This is a genomic window from Butyricicoccus sp. AF18-9LB (assembly GCF_027684505.1).
GTDB classification, from domain to species: Bacteria; Bacillota; Clostridia; order Oscillospirales; family Butyricicoccaceae; genus Agathobaculum; species Agathobaculum butyriciproducens.
The window spans coordinates 1-18,752 of record NZ_JAQCWA010000036.1 but is presented as its reverse complement, the minus strand read 5'-3'; the positions used below and the strand labels follow the sequence as shown (position 1 = coordinate 18,752).

Here is an 18,752-nt window from a genome sequence, read left to right as displayed (position 1 = left end):
ACAACAACGATCATCTTGCAGCCCAGCTTGTTGCAGTCTGCAATGATCTGATCGAGCTTTGCCATAACGGCGTCCTTTTCCTCCTGGGTCTGCTTCATGTTGAAGAAGATCAGGGCGTTGTAGGACAGCATCTTCAGGTGGTGCTTCGGGTCAGCGAACCATGCGCCGAGATCATCGATGGTGTACTTGCCGGCAGCGATCTCGCGGTCGAGGCACTCGGACTGGATGTCGATGTAGTCAAAGCCGTACTTCTCGCACAGGTCGAGATCTTCAAGTACGGAGTGGTTTTCGCAGAAACGGTTGCAGCCTTCGTTAAAACCGATTTTCATAGCAGTAACTCCTTTTAACGTATCAATTTCGCGTTGTAAAACGCGGTATAGTGGTTAAGGTGATATGCAAGGGCAGTAAAGCAGGAAGCTCTGCCACCCTTGCGAGTGAGTAGCAATGAATAGAAAATATGAGGTGGATTACTTCTTATAGAAGTCCGGGGTGCCGCCGGTAACAACCTTCTCCGGCACACCGGAGGTCTGGGACTTAACCAGAGCGTCAGCGGTGATGGAAGCAACGTAGCCGTCCCAAGCAGAGGAGCCGCCGGTCTCACCCTTGAGTGCGTGGTCAACCCAGTCCTGAATCTCTACATCGTAAGAATCGATGAAGCGCAGGATCCAGTTGTCCTCGATCTTGGTGGAAACCTCGTTAGCGTAGCGAACGGTCGGGAAGGACGGGCACGGCAGGTTTACAACGCCGTTCTCACATACAACCTCGCAGTTGATGTCGTAGCCGAAGCCGCAGTTTACGTTTACCTCGAGCATGTTGATGATGCCGCCCTTGGTCTTCATGATCATGATCTGCGGGTCCTTCAGCGCGTTCTTAACCTTGCTGTTGGTCTTCGGCATGATGCACTGCACCTCGTCCCACTCGTCGTTTACCAGCCACGGCAGAACGTCGATCTCGTGGATTGCGGTATCGGTAACAGCCATTGCGGTGGTGTAGTCATCGGCAACGCCGTCTGCACGGTGGGTGCACTTGATCACCATCGGGGCACCGAACTTGCCGGAGTCGATCAGCTCCTTGACCTGACGGTAGCCGCGGTCGTAACGGCGCATGAAGCCAACCTGTACGAGGTGCTTGCCGCCTGCCATCTCGGCCTCAACGATCTCCTTGCCGTCAGCAGCGGTGTTAGCCAGCGGCTTCTCAGAGAATACCGGCTTGCCGGCCTTGATCGCTGCCAGAACCGGACCCTTGTGGAACTGACCCGGGGTGGTAACTACAACAGCGTTTACGTCCGGATCGTTGATTGCTTCGTTGAAATCGGTGTAAACCTTGGTGCCGGGACCGGCGATCTCAGCGCCCTTCTTTGCGCCTTCTTCAAATACGTCGCATACAGCAACGATGCGTGCATTGCGGATGCGGTTCTGGATACGCTCGATGTGCTCACGGCCGATCATGCCGCAGCCGATCAGTGCAATGTTCAGATTTTCCATGATAAAGCTCATCCTTTCAAAATATGCCGCTGTACGGCAGGGTTTAAGTCTAACGGATTATGTGCGAGTATTTCGGGAGCCGCAGCATTGCTGCGACCCCTGAAAACTCGGAAAGAGAAGAGAGATTGTGTGTGTCTGTTTTACGCGCGCTTTGCGTTCTTGCGCATGTCGAGTACAACCGAACCGACAATGATAACGCCCTTGACAATGTTGGTCATGTTATCGTCTACCTTCAGCATAACCAGACCGTTGTTGATAACGCCAAGGATCAGGATACCTGCCAGAACACCGGATACGCGGCAGATACCGCCGGTGTGGGAGGTGCCGCCTACGGTAGCCGCAGCGATAGCGTCCAGCTCGTAGTTCAAACCGGAGTTTGCCGGATCCGCAGAGCCTGCGCGGCCTGCCAGCAGCATACCAGCGATAGCAGCACACAGCGAGCACCAGATGTAAACCAGAATCAGGTTCTTCTCAACATTGATACCAGCTACGCGGGCCGCCTGATCGTTGCCGCCGATAGCATATACGTTCTTACCAAAGCGTGTCTGGGTCAGCAGGAATGCCGAGATTGCGAACATTACGAAAAAAACAACGATGATGATTGGGAATACGCCGCCAATACGGTACGCACCCAGGAAACGGAACTGCTCAGACAGGTTAGAAACCGGACGGTTCGTATACATTTTAGCACCTGCACGGCAAATCAACTGTGCACCGAGAGTAGCGATAAAAGGCGGGATTTTGGTATAAGCAATGATCGCGCCGTAGATTGCGCCAATGCCTGCACCAAGTGCCAGACCAATCAGGATAACCAACGGAGCTGGCAGAGTGCCCACACCCGGCAGAATGGCATTTGCATAGCCTTCTGGCTGCACGAGCGAAGCGGTGATGCACGCAACTAACGCAGCGGATGCGCCGATCGTCAGGTCGATACCTTTAGAAAGGATTGCGAACATAACGCCAAAGGCCATGATACCCTTGACTGCCTCACCGGAGAGCAGTGTCAGCAGGTTATCCACCGAGAAAAAGCTGGGCTGTGCGATACTCATAATGATGACCAACACGATCAATACCAGCCAGATTGAATTCTGGGACAAGAATTTCTTCGTATTAAATGTTTTCTGCATACCATGTACCTTCTTTCTTATTGTTCATCCGCAGCAGGCTGATATGGTATCTCGCTGGTTGCATATTTGAGAATCAGCTCACTCGAGAAGTCTTTGCGATCCAGGATAGCGGTCATAATGCCTTCGTGCATAACTACGATACGGTCGGACATACCCATGACCTCGGGCAGCTCACTCGAAATCATGATAATGGCCTTACCCTCACCGGCAAGCTTTGTGATAAGCGAATGAATCTCTGCCTTTGCACCAACATCAATACCGCGTGTCGGTTCGTCAACGATCAGAATATCCGGATTGGTCAGCAGCCAGCGCCCAACCAGCACCTTCTGCTGATTGCCGCCCGACAGATTCTGAATGGGCGTTTCGATAGACGGCGTTTTGGTGTTGAGTTTTTTAACGTATTCTTCGGTGTCTTCGCGCATTTTCTTATGATTCAGCGGGAATCCGTACTTTTTCAGGTTTGCCAGCACCGTATTATCCTGAATGCTCAGCAAGCCGACAATACCGTTGCCGCGCCGATCCTCTGTGAGCAGGCCAATCTTGTTGGCGATCGCATCCTCAGGAGACTTGATGTGCAGTTCCTGACCGTCTTTATAGATTTTGCCGCCTGTCATATGGCGCATGCCGAAGATTGCTTCCGCCGTCTCGGTGCGGCCCGCACCGACCAGACCCGCCATACCCAGAATTTCACCACGATGCAGTTCAAACGAAACATTTTTAACTGCGCGGCCGGCAGACAAATTTTCCACTTTAAGAATGGTTTCCCCGATCGGACACTCTACCTTGGGAAACATGTTGTTCACTTCGCGTCCAACCATCAACTGAATAACCTTGTCTACATTAAGGTTTTCCGCGCGATCCGTAGCGATGTATTCGCCGTCGCGATAAACCGTGATATCGTCCGAAATCCGGAAGATTTCGTCCATTTTGTGCGAGATATAAATGATAGCAACATTTTTTTCCTTGAGTTCTGCAATAATGCGAAACAAATGCTCGACCTCTGCATCGGTCAGCGAGGACGTAGGCTCGTCCATGATAACAATACGGCTGTCATAGGATACAGCCTTGGCAATCTCAACCATCTGCATCTTTGCAACGGTCAGGTTACCCATCTTCTCATCCGGATCAACGTCCAGATTCAGCTTGTTGAACAGCTCAATGCTGTCCTGCCGCATTTTTTTATGATCGATGATCAGTCCCTTGCGCGGTGCGCGTCCCAGCCACAGGTTTTCGCAAACGCTGCGCTCGGGAACCGGAGACAGCTCCTGATGGATCATGGAAATGCCGGAATTCAGTGCCTCAAGCGTATTTTTGAACTGGATCTCCTTGCCTTCAAATACAATCTTGCCGGATGTAGGCGGATGAATGCCGATTAGACATTTCATCAAGGTAGACTTGCCTGCGCCGTTTTCGCCCATCAGCGTATGAACGGTACCGGGCCGCACCTTGAGCTGTACGCCTTTCAGTGCGCGTACACCGGGGAATTCCTTGACAATATCGGTCATTTCGAGGATATATTCTTGGCTCACTGCTTTTCACCCCATTATCTTGTTTGATTTAGGAAAGGGACATCGTTTCAATGTCCCTTTCCTCCTGACTGTGTGCTTATTCGTAATCTGCTACATTGTCCGGGGTAACAGGTTCGAACGGTACCCAGCAAATATTGCCAGTATCATCGGTTTCATAATCCGTACCATCGTTGATTGCCTTGCCCTCGATCAGATTAACTGCAGCCTTCACAGCGCCATAGCCCTGACCGTTGGCATCCTGGAATACGGTCATCGCGAGCGTACCATCCTTGATTGCCTGAATACCATCTACCGTTGCATCGATGCCAACGATCGGGATCGAAGTCGGATCCATGCCCTTAGCCTTCAGCGCCTCTACCGCACCAAGTGCCATCGCATCGTTGTTCGCGATGATGCAGTCAAATTCGGTGTTGCCCAGCAGCGGAGAAATCATGTCCATTGCGTTTGCACGGTCATAATCTGCAACCAGCGGAGCCGCCGCCTGCGTTGCCTTGATGCCATTGTCCTCCAATGCCTTCAGTACGGAAGCGGAGCGCTGTTCAGTATGTACCAGACCCAGCGTGCCCTGCAGCATCAGATACTTAATCTCGGTCTTGCCCTTATCCTTGAAGTAATTAGCCAAAAATTCACCCTGATAGTAACCGGAGGTGTTCTCATTGGAAACAACCGCTACGGACTTGCCTGCTTCCAGAACGCTGGTATCGGACGGTGCGCGGTTAACGAAAACAACCTTCATATCACCGGCAGCCTCGATGCACTGCTGTGCCGTTGCGGCATCTACCAGATTGATCAGCACTGCGTCATCGCCTGCATTTTTAGCAGATTCGATAAACTGGAGCATCTTGCCGGTATCGTTCTGTGCGTCCTGCGAAGCGAGCGTAACGCCAAGCTCATCAGCCGCCGACTTTGAGCCAGCTTCCAACGTGCTCAGGAACTCATCACGCAGCGACATAATCAGCGTCATGCTATAGCCATCGCCCGATGCCTTGTCTCCACCCTGTGCGTTGCCATTCGAACCAGAACTGCCGCCGCAGCCTGCCAGCATGGATGCCATCATTGCCGATGCAATCAATCCTGCGAAAAGTCTTTTTTTCATTTGCTTTTACCTCATCTTTCTCAACTTTTTTCTTAGCCGTACACGTTCACATTTTGGAAAAATGCGATTTACGCTTGCCTTGATTTAGTTTTACACTCTTTTTCGATGTGCGTCAACCGGCTTTTTGAATTTTCACCAAACCGCACATACGAATCCTGCGAAAACTGGTGATTCTGTCTGCACAAAATTGTGATTTTATAGGCTTTGCACGACAGAGCGGGGGAATCGCTTATGCAAAACTACCCGCCTTAGATGCAGGATCTGGCTGTTAGTTCAATCTCATAACAACTCGGTATTCGTTTCGGATTTCGCGTGTCTTGCTCGATTTACGGCGTTTACGGCAGATGTATTGTATGAAAATATGAACAAAACACGGAAGGTTCGGAAAAGAGTGCATTTTTGCGTGCACGGCGCGAATGAGCAGAATCCGTACACGTGCACAATATTGTGAATACCGCTTTATTCACTTTAGATATAGACTTATTAGGGGTATTATGTTATGCTTTAACTATAAAAACGGGAAAGAACCGTTCTGACAGAGGTGATATCATATGGCAATTACCCTGAATCAAATTGCTGAGATTTGCGGTGTGTCCCGCGGTACAGTCGATCGGGCACTCCATAATAAAGGAAATGTTCGCCCTGCGGTGGCGGAGCGGATCAAGGCGGTAGCCAACGAATATGGCTACACCCCCAACCGTGCCGGACTGGCACTGTCCCGCACATCGCATCCGATTCGCATCGGTGTGATCATGTTTTCGGTGCAGACCCCGTTCATGCAGATCGTTCTGGATGCCGCCCGGCGCGAAGCCCGCCGTTTGGCCGCGTTCAGCGTGGAGGTCATCTTCCGGCTGTCGCCCTCGCTTGATCCGGTCGAGCAGGTCTCGATGATCGAGGAGCTGGTCGAGCAGCATCATATCAATGCGCTGGCGATCACGCCGCTCGACTGTCTGCTGGTCGAAACCAAGATCAACGAGCTGATCGACCAACGCGGAATACCGGTCGTTATGTTTAACACCGATCTGCCCAACAGCCACCGGCTGTGCTATGTCGGGCAGGAAAACCTTTCTTCCGGCCGTACAGTGGCCGAGCTGATGCGTCTGGTGGCGCGGGAGAGCGGCACGGTGGCTACGATCAGTGCGCCCTGTATGTATCACAGTGCGTACCGCGAACGTCTGAAGGGCTTTAAGGAGGAGCTGCTTACCCCCGATTCGTCGCTTCAGCTGCGGGATGTCATGCTGCCGAACGATGACAGCAATGTGGTTTACGAGCATACGCTCCGTCTGCTGCAGGAGGTTCCCGATCTGACCGGTATCTACGCGATCACACCGGGTTATGCGGGCGTATGCAGCGCGCTGGTCGATTCCGGCCGCGCACGGGGGGTGCACCTGATCATGCACGATGAGATCCCCGCCAACCTGTACGAGCTTCGGCGCGGTGTTGCGGATTTTGTCATCGGACAGGATGCGGTGCAGCAGGGCGCACTGCCGCTGTCCCTGTTGGCCGATTACATTCAACTCAAACAGCAGCCGCCGAAGGAGTTTTACCATACCGATATTCGGGTGCTGCTGCGACACAATATCGAAAATTTGCTTTAATCAGGGTCAGGAGGTATTATGTCTGTTCTGCTTCCGACATTTCGCCGTGTCAGACTAACGCAGCAATGTGTGATTCATCCGCAGGATAAGGGCGGCAACTATCTGCCTTGCGCCTCGGAGGATTGGGTGCTGTTTGTTTCGCTTGCTGCGGACGGGGAGAAGATCATTCTGCGGACCGAGCACCGCTGTCTGCCGATCAAACCCGGCGGCGCGCTGCTGCTGCCGCCGAATGTCTGTCACGAGCTGCCGTTCGTACAGGCACCCTGTCTGATGCTGGAATTTTCCGCCGCGGATGACGGACAGGCGATGTTTGAGTTTCCGCAGTTACAGGGAACACCGGCATGGACGTTGCTGCAGCTGCTCTACTCGGAACAGACCACGGCTGCCGCCCGGACACCGCTTTTAGATGCGCTGCTGATGCAGATGGCGCCTATGGCGCATGGCTTCGAGCTGTGTGCGCCGGATGCCGCATTCTCGCTTGCAACCGAGGTATTGCAGCATTTGAACCTGCGCTTTGCCGATGAGCTTTCGCTGACCGAGCTGACCAATCGGTTTCACGTTTCGACCAGCCACATGATCCATATGTTCAAGGCGCAGTTCGGCCTGCCGCCCATTCAGTATATGGTGCGCCGCCGGATCGGGGAAGCGCAGCATCTGCTCCGCACAACGGAGGACAGTGCGGGCGATATTGGCGGTCGGGTCGGCATGATCAACCGCAATTACTTTTACCGGATGTTCAAGCGTCTGGTGGGGGTATCGCCAGTTCGATACCGCGAGGTCATTGGCGAACGCCCGGATATGCTGGCTTGAGGAAACGACTTTATGGGATCGAGAGGCTGCTCGAAAAACGATAGTTTTTCGAGCAGCCTCAGGCACTGTGATTTAGACACAGTGCCTTTCTTTTTGTCTGGTTGTCGGAAAATAGAAGGGGAAATTATACAGAGTTTCCATGGCGTTCCGATCTGTGGAGGACAGCGGCACAAGACACAACCCCTGAATTTTGAACCCTGCCCCAAATTTTTGGGTCCATATTTTGAAACCTAAAAGACGCAAATCATGCGGTAAAAAATGCCCTCCCACAAAGGCGGTAGTACCGTCTATGTGAGAGGGCAAAATAAAACGGCGATTTGATTATCATTTGGCTTAATAATCAGATAAAACCGCGTAAAAAGCTGCCGAAAGGGCTTTCTGTGGTGACCATTCACTGCAAACCATCGCGCTGCCGCCAAGGCGGACAGGCAAGCCGGACTGTCATGTTTTTATCTGCGGAAGCGTACCGAAAAGGCAGCTGTGCCGCTGTTTTTTATGTGTATTTTACGCTTTTTTGAACGTTTTTCAAAAATGTTGTGTATTGTGTATGTGTATAAAAAGAGACAGGCTGTGACGCCTGTCTCTTTCTTTATCCACTTTTTCACATATTCTCCGCGCAGAGGATCTCGATCGGCGTGTCGATCTGGTCGTGCGGCAGGGTATGCCGCTGGACATAATCGCGCAAGGTGAGCAGCGCAAGATAGCTCTGCCGGTGGATATTCTGCGCGATGGTGAAATCTATTTCGCCGCTTTCCAGCAGGCGGCGGGTGGAGTCGGTCAGATCGTGGCTGACGATATGCACTTGTCCGGTCTTTTCCATATCGCGCACCGCCTCTACGCAGCCGGAAACGCTGTGATTCGCCATATAGATACCGCGGATGGACGGCGTGCGTTCGAGCGCGTCGCGCACCTTCTGGTAGCTGAGCGTATAGTCATTGTAGGTTTCAATGATCTGGATATGCCTGCCGGCAAAGCCGCGCTCATACAATCGCTCGCAAAAGCCCTGAAGCCGCATCCGATGGGCATTGAATTCCGGATTGCCGATCGCAATGAGCAGGCTGTCCTCCGGACGCAGATATTTCGCCATCAGCTCGCCGGCAACACGACCGCTGCGGATCAGGTCCTGCCCGATGAAGCACAGCCGGTCGCAGCCGGTCAGGTCGGTGTTCATTGTGACAAAGACGATCCCTTTTTCGCGCAGCTCGTTGATCTTCTGCACGATCGCGGCATGATCCTTCGCACAAACCGCAATGCCGTTCACGCCTTGTCCTGCCAGTACCTCCAGCCGTTCGACCGCCTCCTCCGGCAGCTCGGTTTCGCATTTCTGCACCAGAAATTCCACATTGAAATCGCGCAGAAAGTCCTGTGCGTCCCGCACGCCGCGCAGCAGCTCCTGACGCAGATAGCCGCTTTCGCTGGTCAGCAGCACACCCAGACGGCAAGGCGGCAGTTCAGCCGCCGACCGGCTCAGTCCGAGTGCGTCCGCCTGTTCGGCGCGCGGCGGTGCGTATCCCAGTTCGCGCATGGTGCGCAGCACACGCTCGGCAATTTCCGGCTTGACGTGCGGACGCCCGTTGAGAACGCGGTCCACTGTGCCGCGCGACACACCTGCCCGTTCTGCTATCGTGTTGATCGTTATTCGTTTTGCCATGCTGCAACCGTCCTTTGCTTCTGATAACAGTATCATATCATAGTTTTTCAATTTGTGCCATAGGCACACGAAAAAAACAATACACATTTTTGAAACCCGCAGAAAGCACTAAGATATATCGTAGAACAGCGTCATTTATTTGCTGAATTACAAAAATATCTGCGAATATTGTGACTATATCACAAAATTTCGAACAATCTTTTTTGTATCGGTGGAAATCTGAGTGTGCGCGCTTACAAAACGGAACAAAGTTTGCACAATCCGTATTTTGCAATAAATACAGCATTTTACATGTCATTGACAGTGCAAAAGTATCGTGCTATAAATAAATTGTGCTTAAGGCACAAACTAAAACAAAAGCACAAAACGAGGAGAGCGTGAAAGATGTTCAATAACGTAAAACTCGGCATTGCGCCGATTGGCTGGACGAATGACGATATGCCGCAGCTCGGCGGCGAGCTGACCTTCGAGCAGATGGTTTCCGAAGCAGCGCTTGCCGGCTTTCAGGGCACCGAGGTAGGCGGCAAGTTCCCGACCGACCCGGCAGTGCTCAACAAGGCACTCGACCTGCGCGGCATCAAGATCGCGTCCCAGTGGTTCTCCAGTTTCCTGTGCTCCACGCCGTACGAGGAGAACGAAAAGGCATTCATCAAGCAGCTGGATTTCCTCGAGGCAGTCGGCGCAAGCCGCGTGAACGTCTGCGAACTGACCCGCTGCCTGTTCGCAGAGGAGTGCTCGATGTTCGGCGACAACAAGCCGGTTGCCACCGATGAAGAGTGGGAGAAGCTGTGCGACGGTCTGAACAAGCTGGGCAAGATCGCTGCTGACCGCGGCTTCAAGCTGTGCTTTCATCACCATATGGCGACCGTCGTGCAGACCTTCGAGGAAACCAAGCTCCTGATGGACAACACCGACCCGCGTTACGTTTACCTCTGCTTTGATACCGGTCACTTCACCTTCTCCAAGGAGGACGCCGTAAAGGCGGCCAAGGAGTTCGGCCCGCGTATCGGCTACGTTCACCTCAAGGACATCCGTCCTGACATGATGGAAAAGGCATATGCCGAAGGCTTTAAGTTCCGCAAGGCGGTTCTGGAAGGCTGCTTCACCATTCCGGGTGACGGCTGCGTAGACTATCCGGGCGTATTCAAGGCGCTGCATGACGCGCATTACGAGGGCTGGTTCATCGTTGAAGCCGAGCAGGACCCGGCAAAGGCAAATCCGCTCGAATACGCAAAAATGGCGCGCGAGTATATCCGAAAAACCACCGGAATCTGATATGATTCACTCATTTCTCTCTTTTTTCTTCTGTTCGGGTGCCGCGGTGCTCCAACACTGCGGCTGACCGAACGCAACGAGAGAAAAAACATCATAAACAAACGACAAGGGAGGCGGCGAGATGAGCGAATACTTAGTGGAAATGAACGATATCACAGTGCAGTTTCCAGGCGTTCTGGCACTGGATCATGTTCATTTTGACGCAAAGCCGGGCGAAGTTCACGTTCTGCTCGGTGAGAACGGCGCAGGCAAGTCCACCATTATGAAGGTACTTGCCGGTGTCAACACCAACTACGAGGGCGAGATCATCTACAAGGGTGAGCAGATCGTATCCCGCAGTATCGAGGAACAGCGAGAACGCGGTGTCAGCATTATTTTTCAGGAGCTGAACCAACTGAAAAACCTCACTGTTGCGGAGAATATCTTCATGGGCCGTCAGCCGACGAAGGCCGGCGGACAGATCGACTGGAAGACCATGAACCGCAAGGCGCGTGAGCTGCTCGACAGCATCCACTCGGATATTTCCGAGAAAGCACAGGTGTCCTCGCTGAGCGTTGGACAGATGCAGATGGTCGAAATCGCAAAGGCACTCTCGTTCGACTGCGACATCATCATCATGGACGAACCGACTTCGGCACTAACCGAAAAGGAAGTTGCCAGCCTGTTCGAGATTATCGACGGACTGAAAAAGAAGGGCGTAGCAATCGTTTACATCTCCCATCGACTGGAGGAGATCATGAAGATCGGCGACCGGCTGACCATCTTCCGCGACGGCAAGTACATCGACACCGTAAACGTCAAGGACATCACCATCGATCAGATGGTAGCCATGATGGTTGGACGTGAAATGACCGACTATTATCCCAAGGTTGACGTAAAGCCGGGTGAAAAGCTGCTCGAAGTCACCGACATCAGGCAGGGCGACACGCTGAAGGGCATTTCGTTCTACGCTCGTGCAGGTGAGATCACCGGTTTCTACGGACTGATGGGTGCGGGCCGTACCGAGCTGATGCGTGCCATCTTCGGCGCAGACCCGTTCACGAGCGGTGAGATCAAGGTAAAGGGTCAGTCGGTTGCCATCAAATCCTGTGAGCAGGCGAAAAAGCTCGGTCTGGCACTGCTGACCGAGGACCGCAAGAGTCAGGGCCTAATCCTTGAATTCTCGCTCAACCAGAACATTTCTCTGGCAAACATGAACACCGCGATGACGTCGTTTGGCTTCAACAAAGCCAAGGAGACCGCACACAACCAGAAACTCGCGGACTCCATGCGCGTCAAGACCCCGTCGCTCGAGCAGAAGGCGAAGAATCTGTCCGGCGGCAACCAGCAGAAGGTCGTTATCTGCAAGTGGCTGAACACGGATTCCGACATCATCATCTTCGACGAACCGACTCGCGGCATTGACGTTGGCGCGAAAGCCGAGATCTACAAGATTATGAACGCACTCAAGGAGCAGGGCAAGGCGGTTATTATGGTATCCTCCGAGCTGGCTGAATGCATGGGCGTTTCCGACCGCATCTATGTTATGCACGAGGGTGAAATGACCGGCATCATCGAAGGCGAGGACATGAAGAACGTCACGGAAGAACTGGTAGTCGGTTATGCCACCGGCGCGAAAACAAATATGAAGTGAGGGCAAAAAGATGAAAGAGAAGCTGAAGAAAATCGACCTTTCCAATGCGTCCGCACTGATCGTGCTGATCGTGCTCTGTATTGGCCTGACTATCGCAGAACCGGCATTCGGCTCGGTGGCAAACCTCATCAACATTCTCCAGCAGGTAACGGTAATCGCCGTGCTTGCACTGGGTGTTAACGTGGTTATCTTTACCGGCGGCATTGATATTTCGGTCGGCTCGGTTGTAGCGTTCACCGGTATCGTCATGGGCAAGCTGATCGTTGAGAACGGCATGCCGGATATTGTTGGCGTTATTGCTGCTGTTCTCGTGGGCGCTGCCTGCGGTACCTTTAACGGCATTATGATCTCCAAATTCAAGCTGCAGCCGATGATCGCAACGCTGGCTATGATGTCCATGGCACGCGGCGCAGCCTACACGCTGGCTGACGGCCAGACCATTACCGGCTACTCGGCAGGCTTCCGCTGGATCGGTATTGCAAACATTCCGGGCACCGCTATCCCGGTGCAGATCATATTCATGGTTCTGCTGTACATCGTGTTTTACTATGTGATGAAGTACCGCAAGTTCGGACGCTACATCTACTCCATCGGCGGCAACGAAGAGGCAACCCGTCTTTCCGGTATCAACGTTGACAAGTACAAGACTCTCGCTTACACCGTTTCCGGTCTGTGCGCCGGTATCGCATCGGTTATTCTGGTAGCCAAGCTGAACTCTGCACAGTCGGTTGCCGGTCTGGACTACGAGATGGACGCGATCGCATCCTGTGTTATCGGCGGCACCTCGCTGCTCGGCGGCTTCGGTTCGGTATGGGGCACGTTCGTCGGCTCGATCATTATGATCGTCATCCGCAACGGCCTGAACCTGCTGAACGTATCCTCCAACCTGCAGAAGCTGGTTATCGGCGTTGTTATCCTGCTGGCTGTACTGGCGGACTCTATCCGCAACAAGGCTGCAGCAAAGAAGTAAGACCATTCGCATTTACAGAGTTGTTACCCTGTATGGGTAAAAATAAGAGAAAGAAGAAAGAATCGACAAATTGAGAGGAGCAACAAAAATGAAATTCAAGAGAACGATGGCAATGGTAATGGCAACGGCAATGATGCTGGGTCTGGCAGCCTGCGGCGGCGGCAGCAGCTCGGGCGGTTCGAGTGCCGGCGGCGATGATGAGGTAAAGATCGCGTACATCGTCAAGGCAAAGTCGGACGCATTCTGGACCAGCATGGAGGACGGCGCAGAGTCGTTCGCAGAGGAAAAGGGCATCCACCTCGAGTTCCAGGCTCCGGAGAAGGAGACCGATGTAGAGAAGCAGGTGCAGATGGTCGAGAACGCCGTTATCAAGGGCTTTGACGCAATCGTCCTGTCCGCAGCAGACTCCAACTCGCTGGCTCCGGCTATCAAGAAGGCAAATGACGCAAATATCCCGGTTATCCTGGTAAACGACACCATGTCGCAGGCGGCACTGGATGAGGCAGGTGCTCACGTTGAGACCTATGTCGGCATCGACCAGTACGAGGCTGCATCTCTGGCAGGCAAGTACGCTGCTGAGAACATCAAGGATGCAAAGATCCTCTACCTCGAGGGTATTGCAGGTGTAGACGCACTGACGCAGCGTCTGGAGGGCTTTAAGGATCAGTGCGGCAGCTTCAAGGTCGTTGCATCCCAGACCGCAAAGTGCGACCGCAACGAAGCGTTCAACGTTATGCAGAACGTGCTGTCCTCAAACCCGGAAGTAAACGCTGTTTGGGCTGTAAACGCTGAGATGGGTCAGGGCGCTATCCAGGCGATTGAGCAGGGCGGTTTCTCCGGCAAGGTACAGGTATTTGACTTCGACGCATCTCCGGACGACATCGAGGCGATCAAGGCTGGCACGCTGACCGGCACCGTAGCCCAGTATCCGAACCTGCAGGCTGAGAGCGCAATCCAGGCTTGCCTGGACGTTCTGGACGGCAAGACTCTGGAAGACCACATTGTAACCCCGGCAGCTCTCGTAACCAAAGACAACGTAGACAAGTTTGAGGCTGGCGAAGATATCACTGCACAGTAATTTGTGTTGGGCTTATGGGCGGCGGAACGCCGCCCATCCCATGAAAAGGAGCAATATACCATGAAATTTGATCGTTCTGCGTGCATCGAACCGATGTACAGCGAAATCCCGTTCCTTGACCGCTTTCAGGCGGCAAAGGACGATGGCTTTGAATATGTAGAGTTCTGGAGCTGGACCGACAAGGATCTGGATGCTGTCAAGGCAGCGGCAGAGAAGGCGGGTATCGGCATTTCCGGTTTCAACGGCGATGCGGATTATTCGCTGATTGACCCGACCCACAAGGAAAAATATCTGGAATTTCTCAAGCAGTCAGTCGCAGCGGCACGCAAGGTCGGCGCCAAGAGCGTTACCATTCACTCGAATGCACTCGGTGACGGCGGCATTGTGGTCAACCACTACACCGACCTGTCCGACACGGTAAAGCTGTGCTCAATGTACGATATGCTGCTCGAATGCGCCAAGATCGCCGAGGAAAGCGGCATTGACATGAACCTCGAGCCGCTCAACATCACCACCGACCATGTCGGCAACTATCTGGCGCATACGCAGATGGCGGCGGAGATGACGCGCCTGATCGCCTCGCCGCGCCTCAAGGTGCTGTACGATGTATACCATATGCAGCTGAATGAAGGCTCGTTGTGTGACACTATCGCAAAGTACGCTGACCAGTTCGGTCACATCCATGTAGCGGACGTTCCGGGCCGCCATGAGCCGGGTACGGGCGAAATCAATTACACCAAGGTGTTCGACCAGCTCGCCGAGTCCGGCTACACCGGCAGAGTCGGCTTCGAGCTGTTCCCCAAGACCACGACTGCTGAGGCGGTCAAGGCTATCATGACTTACTAAGTCATAATCATTCGCTTTTCCAATCTATCTTATTATAAAAAGGAGTAATCACTATGTTGAAAGTTGGTATTATCGGTGTAGGCTCTATGGGCACCCAGCATTTCCTGCGCCTGATGAACAAGATCCACGGCGCTACCGTTACTGCAGTTTCCGACATCAACGAGGCTCATGCCAAGGAAGTTATTGCGCCGTATCCGACCGTCCGTTTCATCGCGGACCCGATCACTCTGATCAACGATCCGGAAGTTGACGCTGTCGTTATCGTTTCCATCGACTCCACCCACGAGGAATACTGCCTTGAGGCTATCAAGTGCGGCAAGTACATCTTCTGCGAGAAGCCGCTGTCCGCATCTGCTGAGGGCGCAAAGAAGGTCGTTGACGCGGAGATCGCAGGCGGCAAGCGCCTGATCCAGATGGGCTTCAACCGCCGTTTTGACCCGGCTTACGAGGAACTGAAGGCTCTGGTCGTATCCGGCAAGCTGGGCGCACCGCTGGTTGCACACTGCGCACACCGCAACGCAAACTATCCGGCACAGTATGATGACGTTGTTGCCGTTACCGGCACCGCTATCCACGAGATCGACACCATGGCATGGCTGGTCGGCGACTACTTCACCAAGGCACAGGTTATTTTCCCGAAGTGCTCCCGTCACTCCAAGAACGAGAACCTGCACGATCCGCAGATCGTCATGCTGACCACTTCCTCCGGCATGGTCATCAGCTGTGAGATCTGGGTAAACTGCCAGTACGCTTACGACATCCGCTGCGAGGTTCTCTGCGAGGATGGCACCGCAACCCTGCCGCGTCCCTCCCGCGTGGACGTTTGCACCAACCAGACCCATTACAAGGGCATGACGACCGACGGCCTGGGCTACTTTGCCGAGGCATATGACCGCGAATTTCAGGCATGGGCTGACGCTTGCAACGCAGGCACCTACTGCAAGGCTGCTGCCTCTGCTTGGGATGGCTACTGCGCAGCTGTTACCACGGATTCCTGCCTGAAGAGCCAGAAGTCCGGTGCTATCGAGGCTGTTCCGCTGACCGACCGTCCGGATTTTTATATCGACTAAGGTTTCCTTTCTGATATTTCTTTATTTTCTCTATAGCGCGCTCCCCATCTTCACTCTGCAAGATGGGGAGCTTTGCCATAAACCACGGCATGGGTCGTATGTACGAGCCGGCGGAGGCCGCTGACCTGATGGCGTTTCGTGCGGGCGGTAGAGCGGATTATATTACCGGCGTTACCGTTACTATCGCCGGCGGCAAGACGTTGATTTGACGACAGAACAGAAATTCAATATATATGCCCAATGTCCGCCTTCGCGGCATCGCTCATTTCATCAATCATGCGGTGAGGGACCACAAAAACGAAAGGCGCCGCAAGGCAGGAAAGAGCAGCGCCTTTTATAGTTTGATACATCAGATGTTCTTAAGGCAACACCGCACAATTAAAGCCGCGGTGCTTTGCGGAAATTTTGTGCCCTGACTTTGTTACAATTTCACGGTAATACATCAAGTATTACCGCAAAACTGTGCCTCGTCAGTACGCAAAATTTACTCGCAAATCACTCTTGTTCAATTATGCGGTATTGCCTTAAAACTCCAGACTGTCTGCGTTTAGGAGAAAATACTTCATGCCCATGATAACGAAGCCTTCATCGTTGCGCCACGGTTTGCGGGCGCCGTTTACGATGACGATTTTCTTGAACGAGTCCGGGATATGGCGGAGCGAGTTGAATTCCTGCGCCTGCTTTTCCTCCGAGGTGAGGTCGTAGGCAACCTGGATATAATATCGCTGACTCGCCTGATTGACGACGAAATCGACTTCGAGCTGCTTGCGCAGGCGTTTGCCGCTGCTGTCCCTGCCGAACGCTTCCACGATGCCCACATCGACATGATAACCGCGAATGCACAGCTCATTATATACGATGTTCTCCATGATGTGAGTCGGCTCCTGCTGACGGAAATTCAGCCGGGCGTTGCGCAGACCGAGGTCGGTGAAGTAATATTTGAGATTGGCACCGATATACTTGCGCCCTTTGATGTCATAGCGCTGCGCCTTCTCGATCAGAAAAGCATCTGCCAGAAAATCAATGTGCTGTGAAATGGTCTTGTTGGTGTAGCTCATCTGGCGCTCGCTTGCAAAGGTGTTCGCGATTTTAGACGGGTTGGTCGGCGCGCCGATCGCAGACGCCAGAACGTCAACCAGAATGTTGATCTCCGCATCGTTCTGAATGCGGTTGCGCTCGATTACATCCTTCAGATAGACGTTAGCAAAGATGTTTTTCAGATAGTCTGCCTTCTGGCGTTCGTTCTGAAAATTTACGATCTGCGGCAGACCGCCGTAGAGCATATATTCGTCCCAGGCATCGTCAAAGTCGCCGTCCCAGACCGAATAGAACTCTGCAAATGACAGCGGATGAATGCGTATCTCGTCACCGCGGCCGCGAAATTCGGTCACGATGTCGCTGGAAAGAAACTTGGAGTTGCTGCCGGTCACATAGACGTCGATATTGCTCATGCGCAGCAAGCTGTTCAGAACTTCCTCAAACCGGGGCATGAACTGCACTTCATCGAGCAGAAGATAATACGGCCCGTCGCCGCGCATGGCATCCGTGATATAGCGGAAGCATACCTTGGGGTCGCGCAGCTCCTCGTTCTCGATGCCGTCCAAAGCGATCTCGATAATATGATCCTCCGGAACGCCGCTTTCAAGCAGATACCGCTTGAATATGGTGAACAGCAGATAGGATTTTCCGCAGCGCCGTATGCCGGTGACGATCTTGATCATGCCGTTGTCCCTGCGCTCGATCAGTTGGTTCAGATATGCCTCTCGCTGGATCTCCATGCAATCACTCCTAATTTTTGTGCCATGCACGTTTTTTAGTAATATCATTGTAGCATATCAGCTTTGACCGCGCAATCGGTGCAGTCCTATTTTCTGCGGCACAGAACAGATTTATGTATCGCGCCTATTCGCCGAAAGGACGGAAATCGAAGGTCGATCCACGAGTGCTGTTCAAGGTAATGGTGTACGGATATCAATGTGGGATCTATTCCAGCCGGAAGAAGCGTGCCGGTATCGAATAGACTGTGTGCGGCTGATGCCAAGCTGTGCGGAAAGCACTTCTTCGGTAAGCTGTTCGCCCGGCTTGAGTTCTCCGGTCAGAATTGCCTCGCGCAGCATCTGATAGGCTTTATCCGAAAAAGACTCCCTTTTCTTGAGTGCCTGTAAAGCCATTCTACTACTCCTTTGCTTAATTCAATGTATAAGAATACATTTAGAATCGTCAAGTATAATATATGCCAAAATAGAAATGCATCGCAGTCTAACGTTATAGCGTTATAACGTTATGACGTTATAACTTTGTAACTTTTCAACGTTATAACTGTATAAAATAAAAATCCTAAGACACCCGGAATAAAATGCTCCGGACATCTTAGGACTTTTCATTTTAAAATATCCTGCGTATCGCCCCATCCAAACGGCTGATCGAGGAAATGCCGGTCGGCTGTGAGCAGCCGCAGATGATGAGGAGACCGTTTGCGCGGCATGGATCAAGCGCCGCGAATATATCCCAAGCAGTAATTTTTAGTCTGAGAAGTTCAAAATCCGGCTTCCTTGCGAAAATCAAAACGCAGGTTTCTCGCATTC

16 protein-coding genes and 1 pseudogene are annotated in these 18,752 nt (G+C 52.8%); 8 read left to right on the top strand and 9 right to left on the bottom strand.

The genetic code is table 11. The features are described from left to right. From PGY33_RS13390 to PGY33_RS13370, 5 genes and pseudogenes are all read right to left on the bottom strand, one after another. Nucleotides 1-329, bottom strand: a pseudogene (locus PGY33_RS13390) (sugar phosphate isomerase/epimerase); the annotation flags it as partial. A gap of 138 nt (nt 330-467) precedes the next feature. Further along, nucleotides 468-1,484 carry a Gfo/Idh/MocA family protein gene (locus PGY33_RS13385; RefSeq protein WP_270479023.1) on the bottom strand — a complete coding sequence of 339 codons (1,017 nt, stop codon included), beginning with the start codon at nt 1,482-1,484 and terminating at the stop codon, nt 468-470. 140 nt (nt 1,485-1,624) lie between these two features. Next, a complete protein-coding gene (locus PGY33_RS13380; RefSeq protein ID WP_117491888.1) occupies nt 1,625-2,611 on the bottom strand; it encodes an ABC transporter permease in 987 nt (328 codons plus the stop codon). 17 nt (nt 2,612-2,628) lie between these two features. Continuing rightward, the gene (locus tag PGY33_RS13375) at nt 2,629-4,116 is read right to left on the bottom strand and encodes a sugar ABC transporter ATP-binding protein (protein ID WP_117491890.1); all 1,488 of its coding nucleotides are present in this window, start codon (nt 4,114-4,116) and stop codon (nt 2,629-2,631) included. A gap of 100 nt (nt 4,117-4,216) precedes the next feature. After that, entirely contained in the window at nt 4,217-5,236 is a 1,020-nt protein-coding gene (locus PGY33_RS13370; protein ID WP_118564723.1) for a sugar ABC transporter substrate-binding protein, read from the bottom strand. Between the two features lie 551 nt (nt 5,237-5,787). Here PGY33_RS13370 and PGY33_RS13365 point away from each other — a divergent pair. Then, nucleotides 5,788-6,834 carry a LacI family DNA-binding transcriptional regulator gene (locus tag PGY33_RS13365; RefSeq protein WP_118286194.1) on the top strand — a complete coding sequence of 349 codons (1,047 nt, stop codon included), beginning with the start codon at nt 5,788-5,790 and terminating at the stop codon, nt 6,832-6,834. Between the two features lie 18 nt (nt 6,835-6,852). Then, nucleotides 6,853-7,644 carry a helix-turn-helix domain-containing protein gene (locus PGY33_RS13360; RefSeq protein ID WP_270479018.1) on the top strand — a complete coding sequence of 264 codons (792 nt, stop codon included), beginning with the start codon at nt 6,853-6,855 and terminating at the stop codon, nt 7,642-7,644. 601 nt (nt 7,645-8,245) lie between these two features. Here the strand turns inward: PGY33_RS13360 and PGY33_RS13355 are convergent. Continuing rightward, nucleotides 8,246-9,295: a LacI family DNA-binding transcriptional regulator gene (locus tag PGY33_RS13355; RefSeq protein ID WP_118481327.1), complete on the bottom strand. Its 1,050-nt coding sequence runs from the start codon at nt 9,293-9,295 to the stop codon at nt 8,246-8,248. Nucleotides 9,296-9,679: 384 nt separating this feature from the next. Between PGY33_RS13355 and iolE the strand changes: the two genes are divergently transcribed. The 6 genes from iolE (at nt 9,680) to PGY33_RS13325 (ending at nt 16,167) form a co-directional block, all read left to right on the top strand. Further along, nucleotides 9,680-10,570, top strand: coding sequence for a myo-inosose-2 dehydratase (gene iolE / locus PGY33_RS13350; protein ID WP_270479016.1), 891 nt, complete (start codon nt 9,680-9,682; stop codon nt 10,568-10,570). A gap of 121 nt (nt 10,571-10,691) precedes the next feature. After that, nucleotides 10,692-12,203 (top strand): sugar ABC transporter ATP-binding protein, encoded by a 1,512-nt coding sequence (locus tag PGY33_RS13345; RefSeq protein WP_270479013.1) that lies wholly within the window; start codon nt 10,692-10,694, stop codon nt 12,201-12,203. 10 nt (nt 12,204-12,213) lie between these two features. Next, nucleotides 12,214-13,173 (top strand): ABC transporter permease, encoded by a 960-nt coding sequence (locus tag PGY33_RS13340; protein ID WP_118564717.1) that lies wholly within the window; start codon nt 12,214-12,216, stop codon nt 13,171-13,173. 88 nt (nt 13,174-13,261) lie between these two features. After that, nucleotides 13,262-14,251, top strand: a complete 990-nt coding sequence (locus tag PGY33_RS13335) for a sugar ABC transporter substrate-binding protein (protein WP_270479010.1) — start codon at nt 13,262-13,264, stop codon at nt 14,249-14,251. Between the two features lie 60 nt (nt 14,252-14,311). Continuing rightward, nucleotides 14,312-15,097: a hydroxypyruvate isomerase family protein gene (locus tag PGY33_RS13330; RefSeq protein ID WP_117491904.1), complete on the top strand. Its 786-nt coding sequence runs from the start codon at nt 14,312-14,314 to the stop codon at nt 15,095-15,097. Between the two features lie 53 nt (nt 15,098-15,150). After that, entirely contained in the window at nt 15,151-16,167 is a 1,017-nt protein-coding gene (locus PGY33_RS13325; RefSeq protein WP_118481322.1) for a Gfo/Idh/MocA family protein, read from the top strand. A gap of 524 nt (nt 16,168-16,691) precedes the next feature. Here PGY33_RS13325 and PGY33_RS13320 read toward each other — a convergent pair. The 3 genes from PGY33_RS13320 to PGY33_RS13310 all read right to left on the bottom strand — a co-directional run. Next, nucleotides 16,692-17,945: an ATP-binding protein gene (locus PGY33_RS13320; protein ID WP_270479007.1), complete on the bottom strand. Its 1,254-nt coding sequence runs from the start codon at nt 17,943-17,945 to the stop codon at nt 16,692-16,694. A 171-nt stretch (nt 17,946-18,116) separates the two neighbouring features. Beyond that, entirely contained in the window at nt 18,117-18,338 is a 222-nt protein-coding gene (locus tag PGY33_RS13315; protein WP_118481320.1) for a GntR family transcriptional regulator, read from the bottom strand. 214 nt (nt 18,339-18,552) lie between these two features. Next, the coding region (locus PGY33_RS13310; RefSeq protein WP_270479005.1) for a hypothetical protein at nt 18,553-18,752 on the bottom strand (200 nt) is incomplete at its 5' end.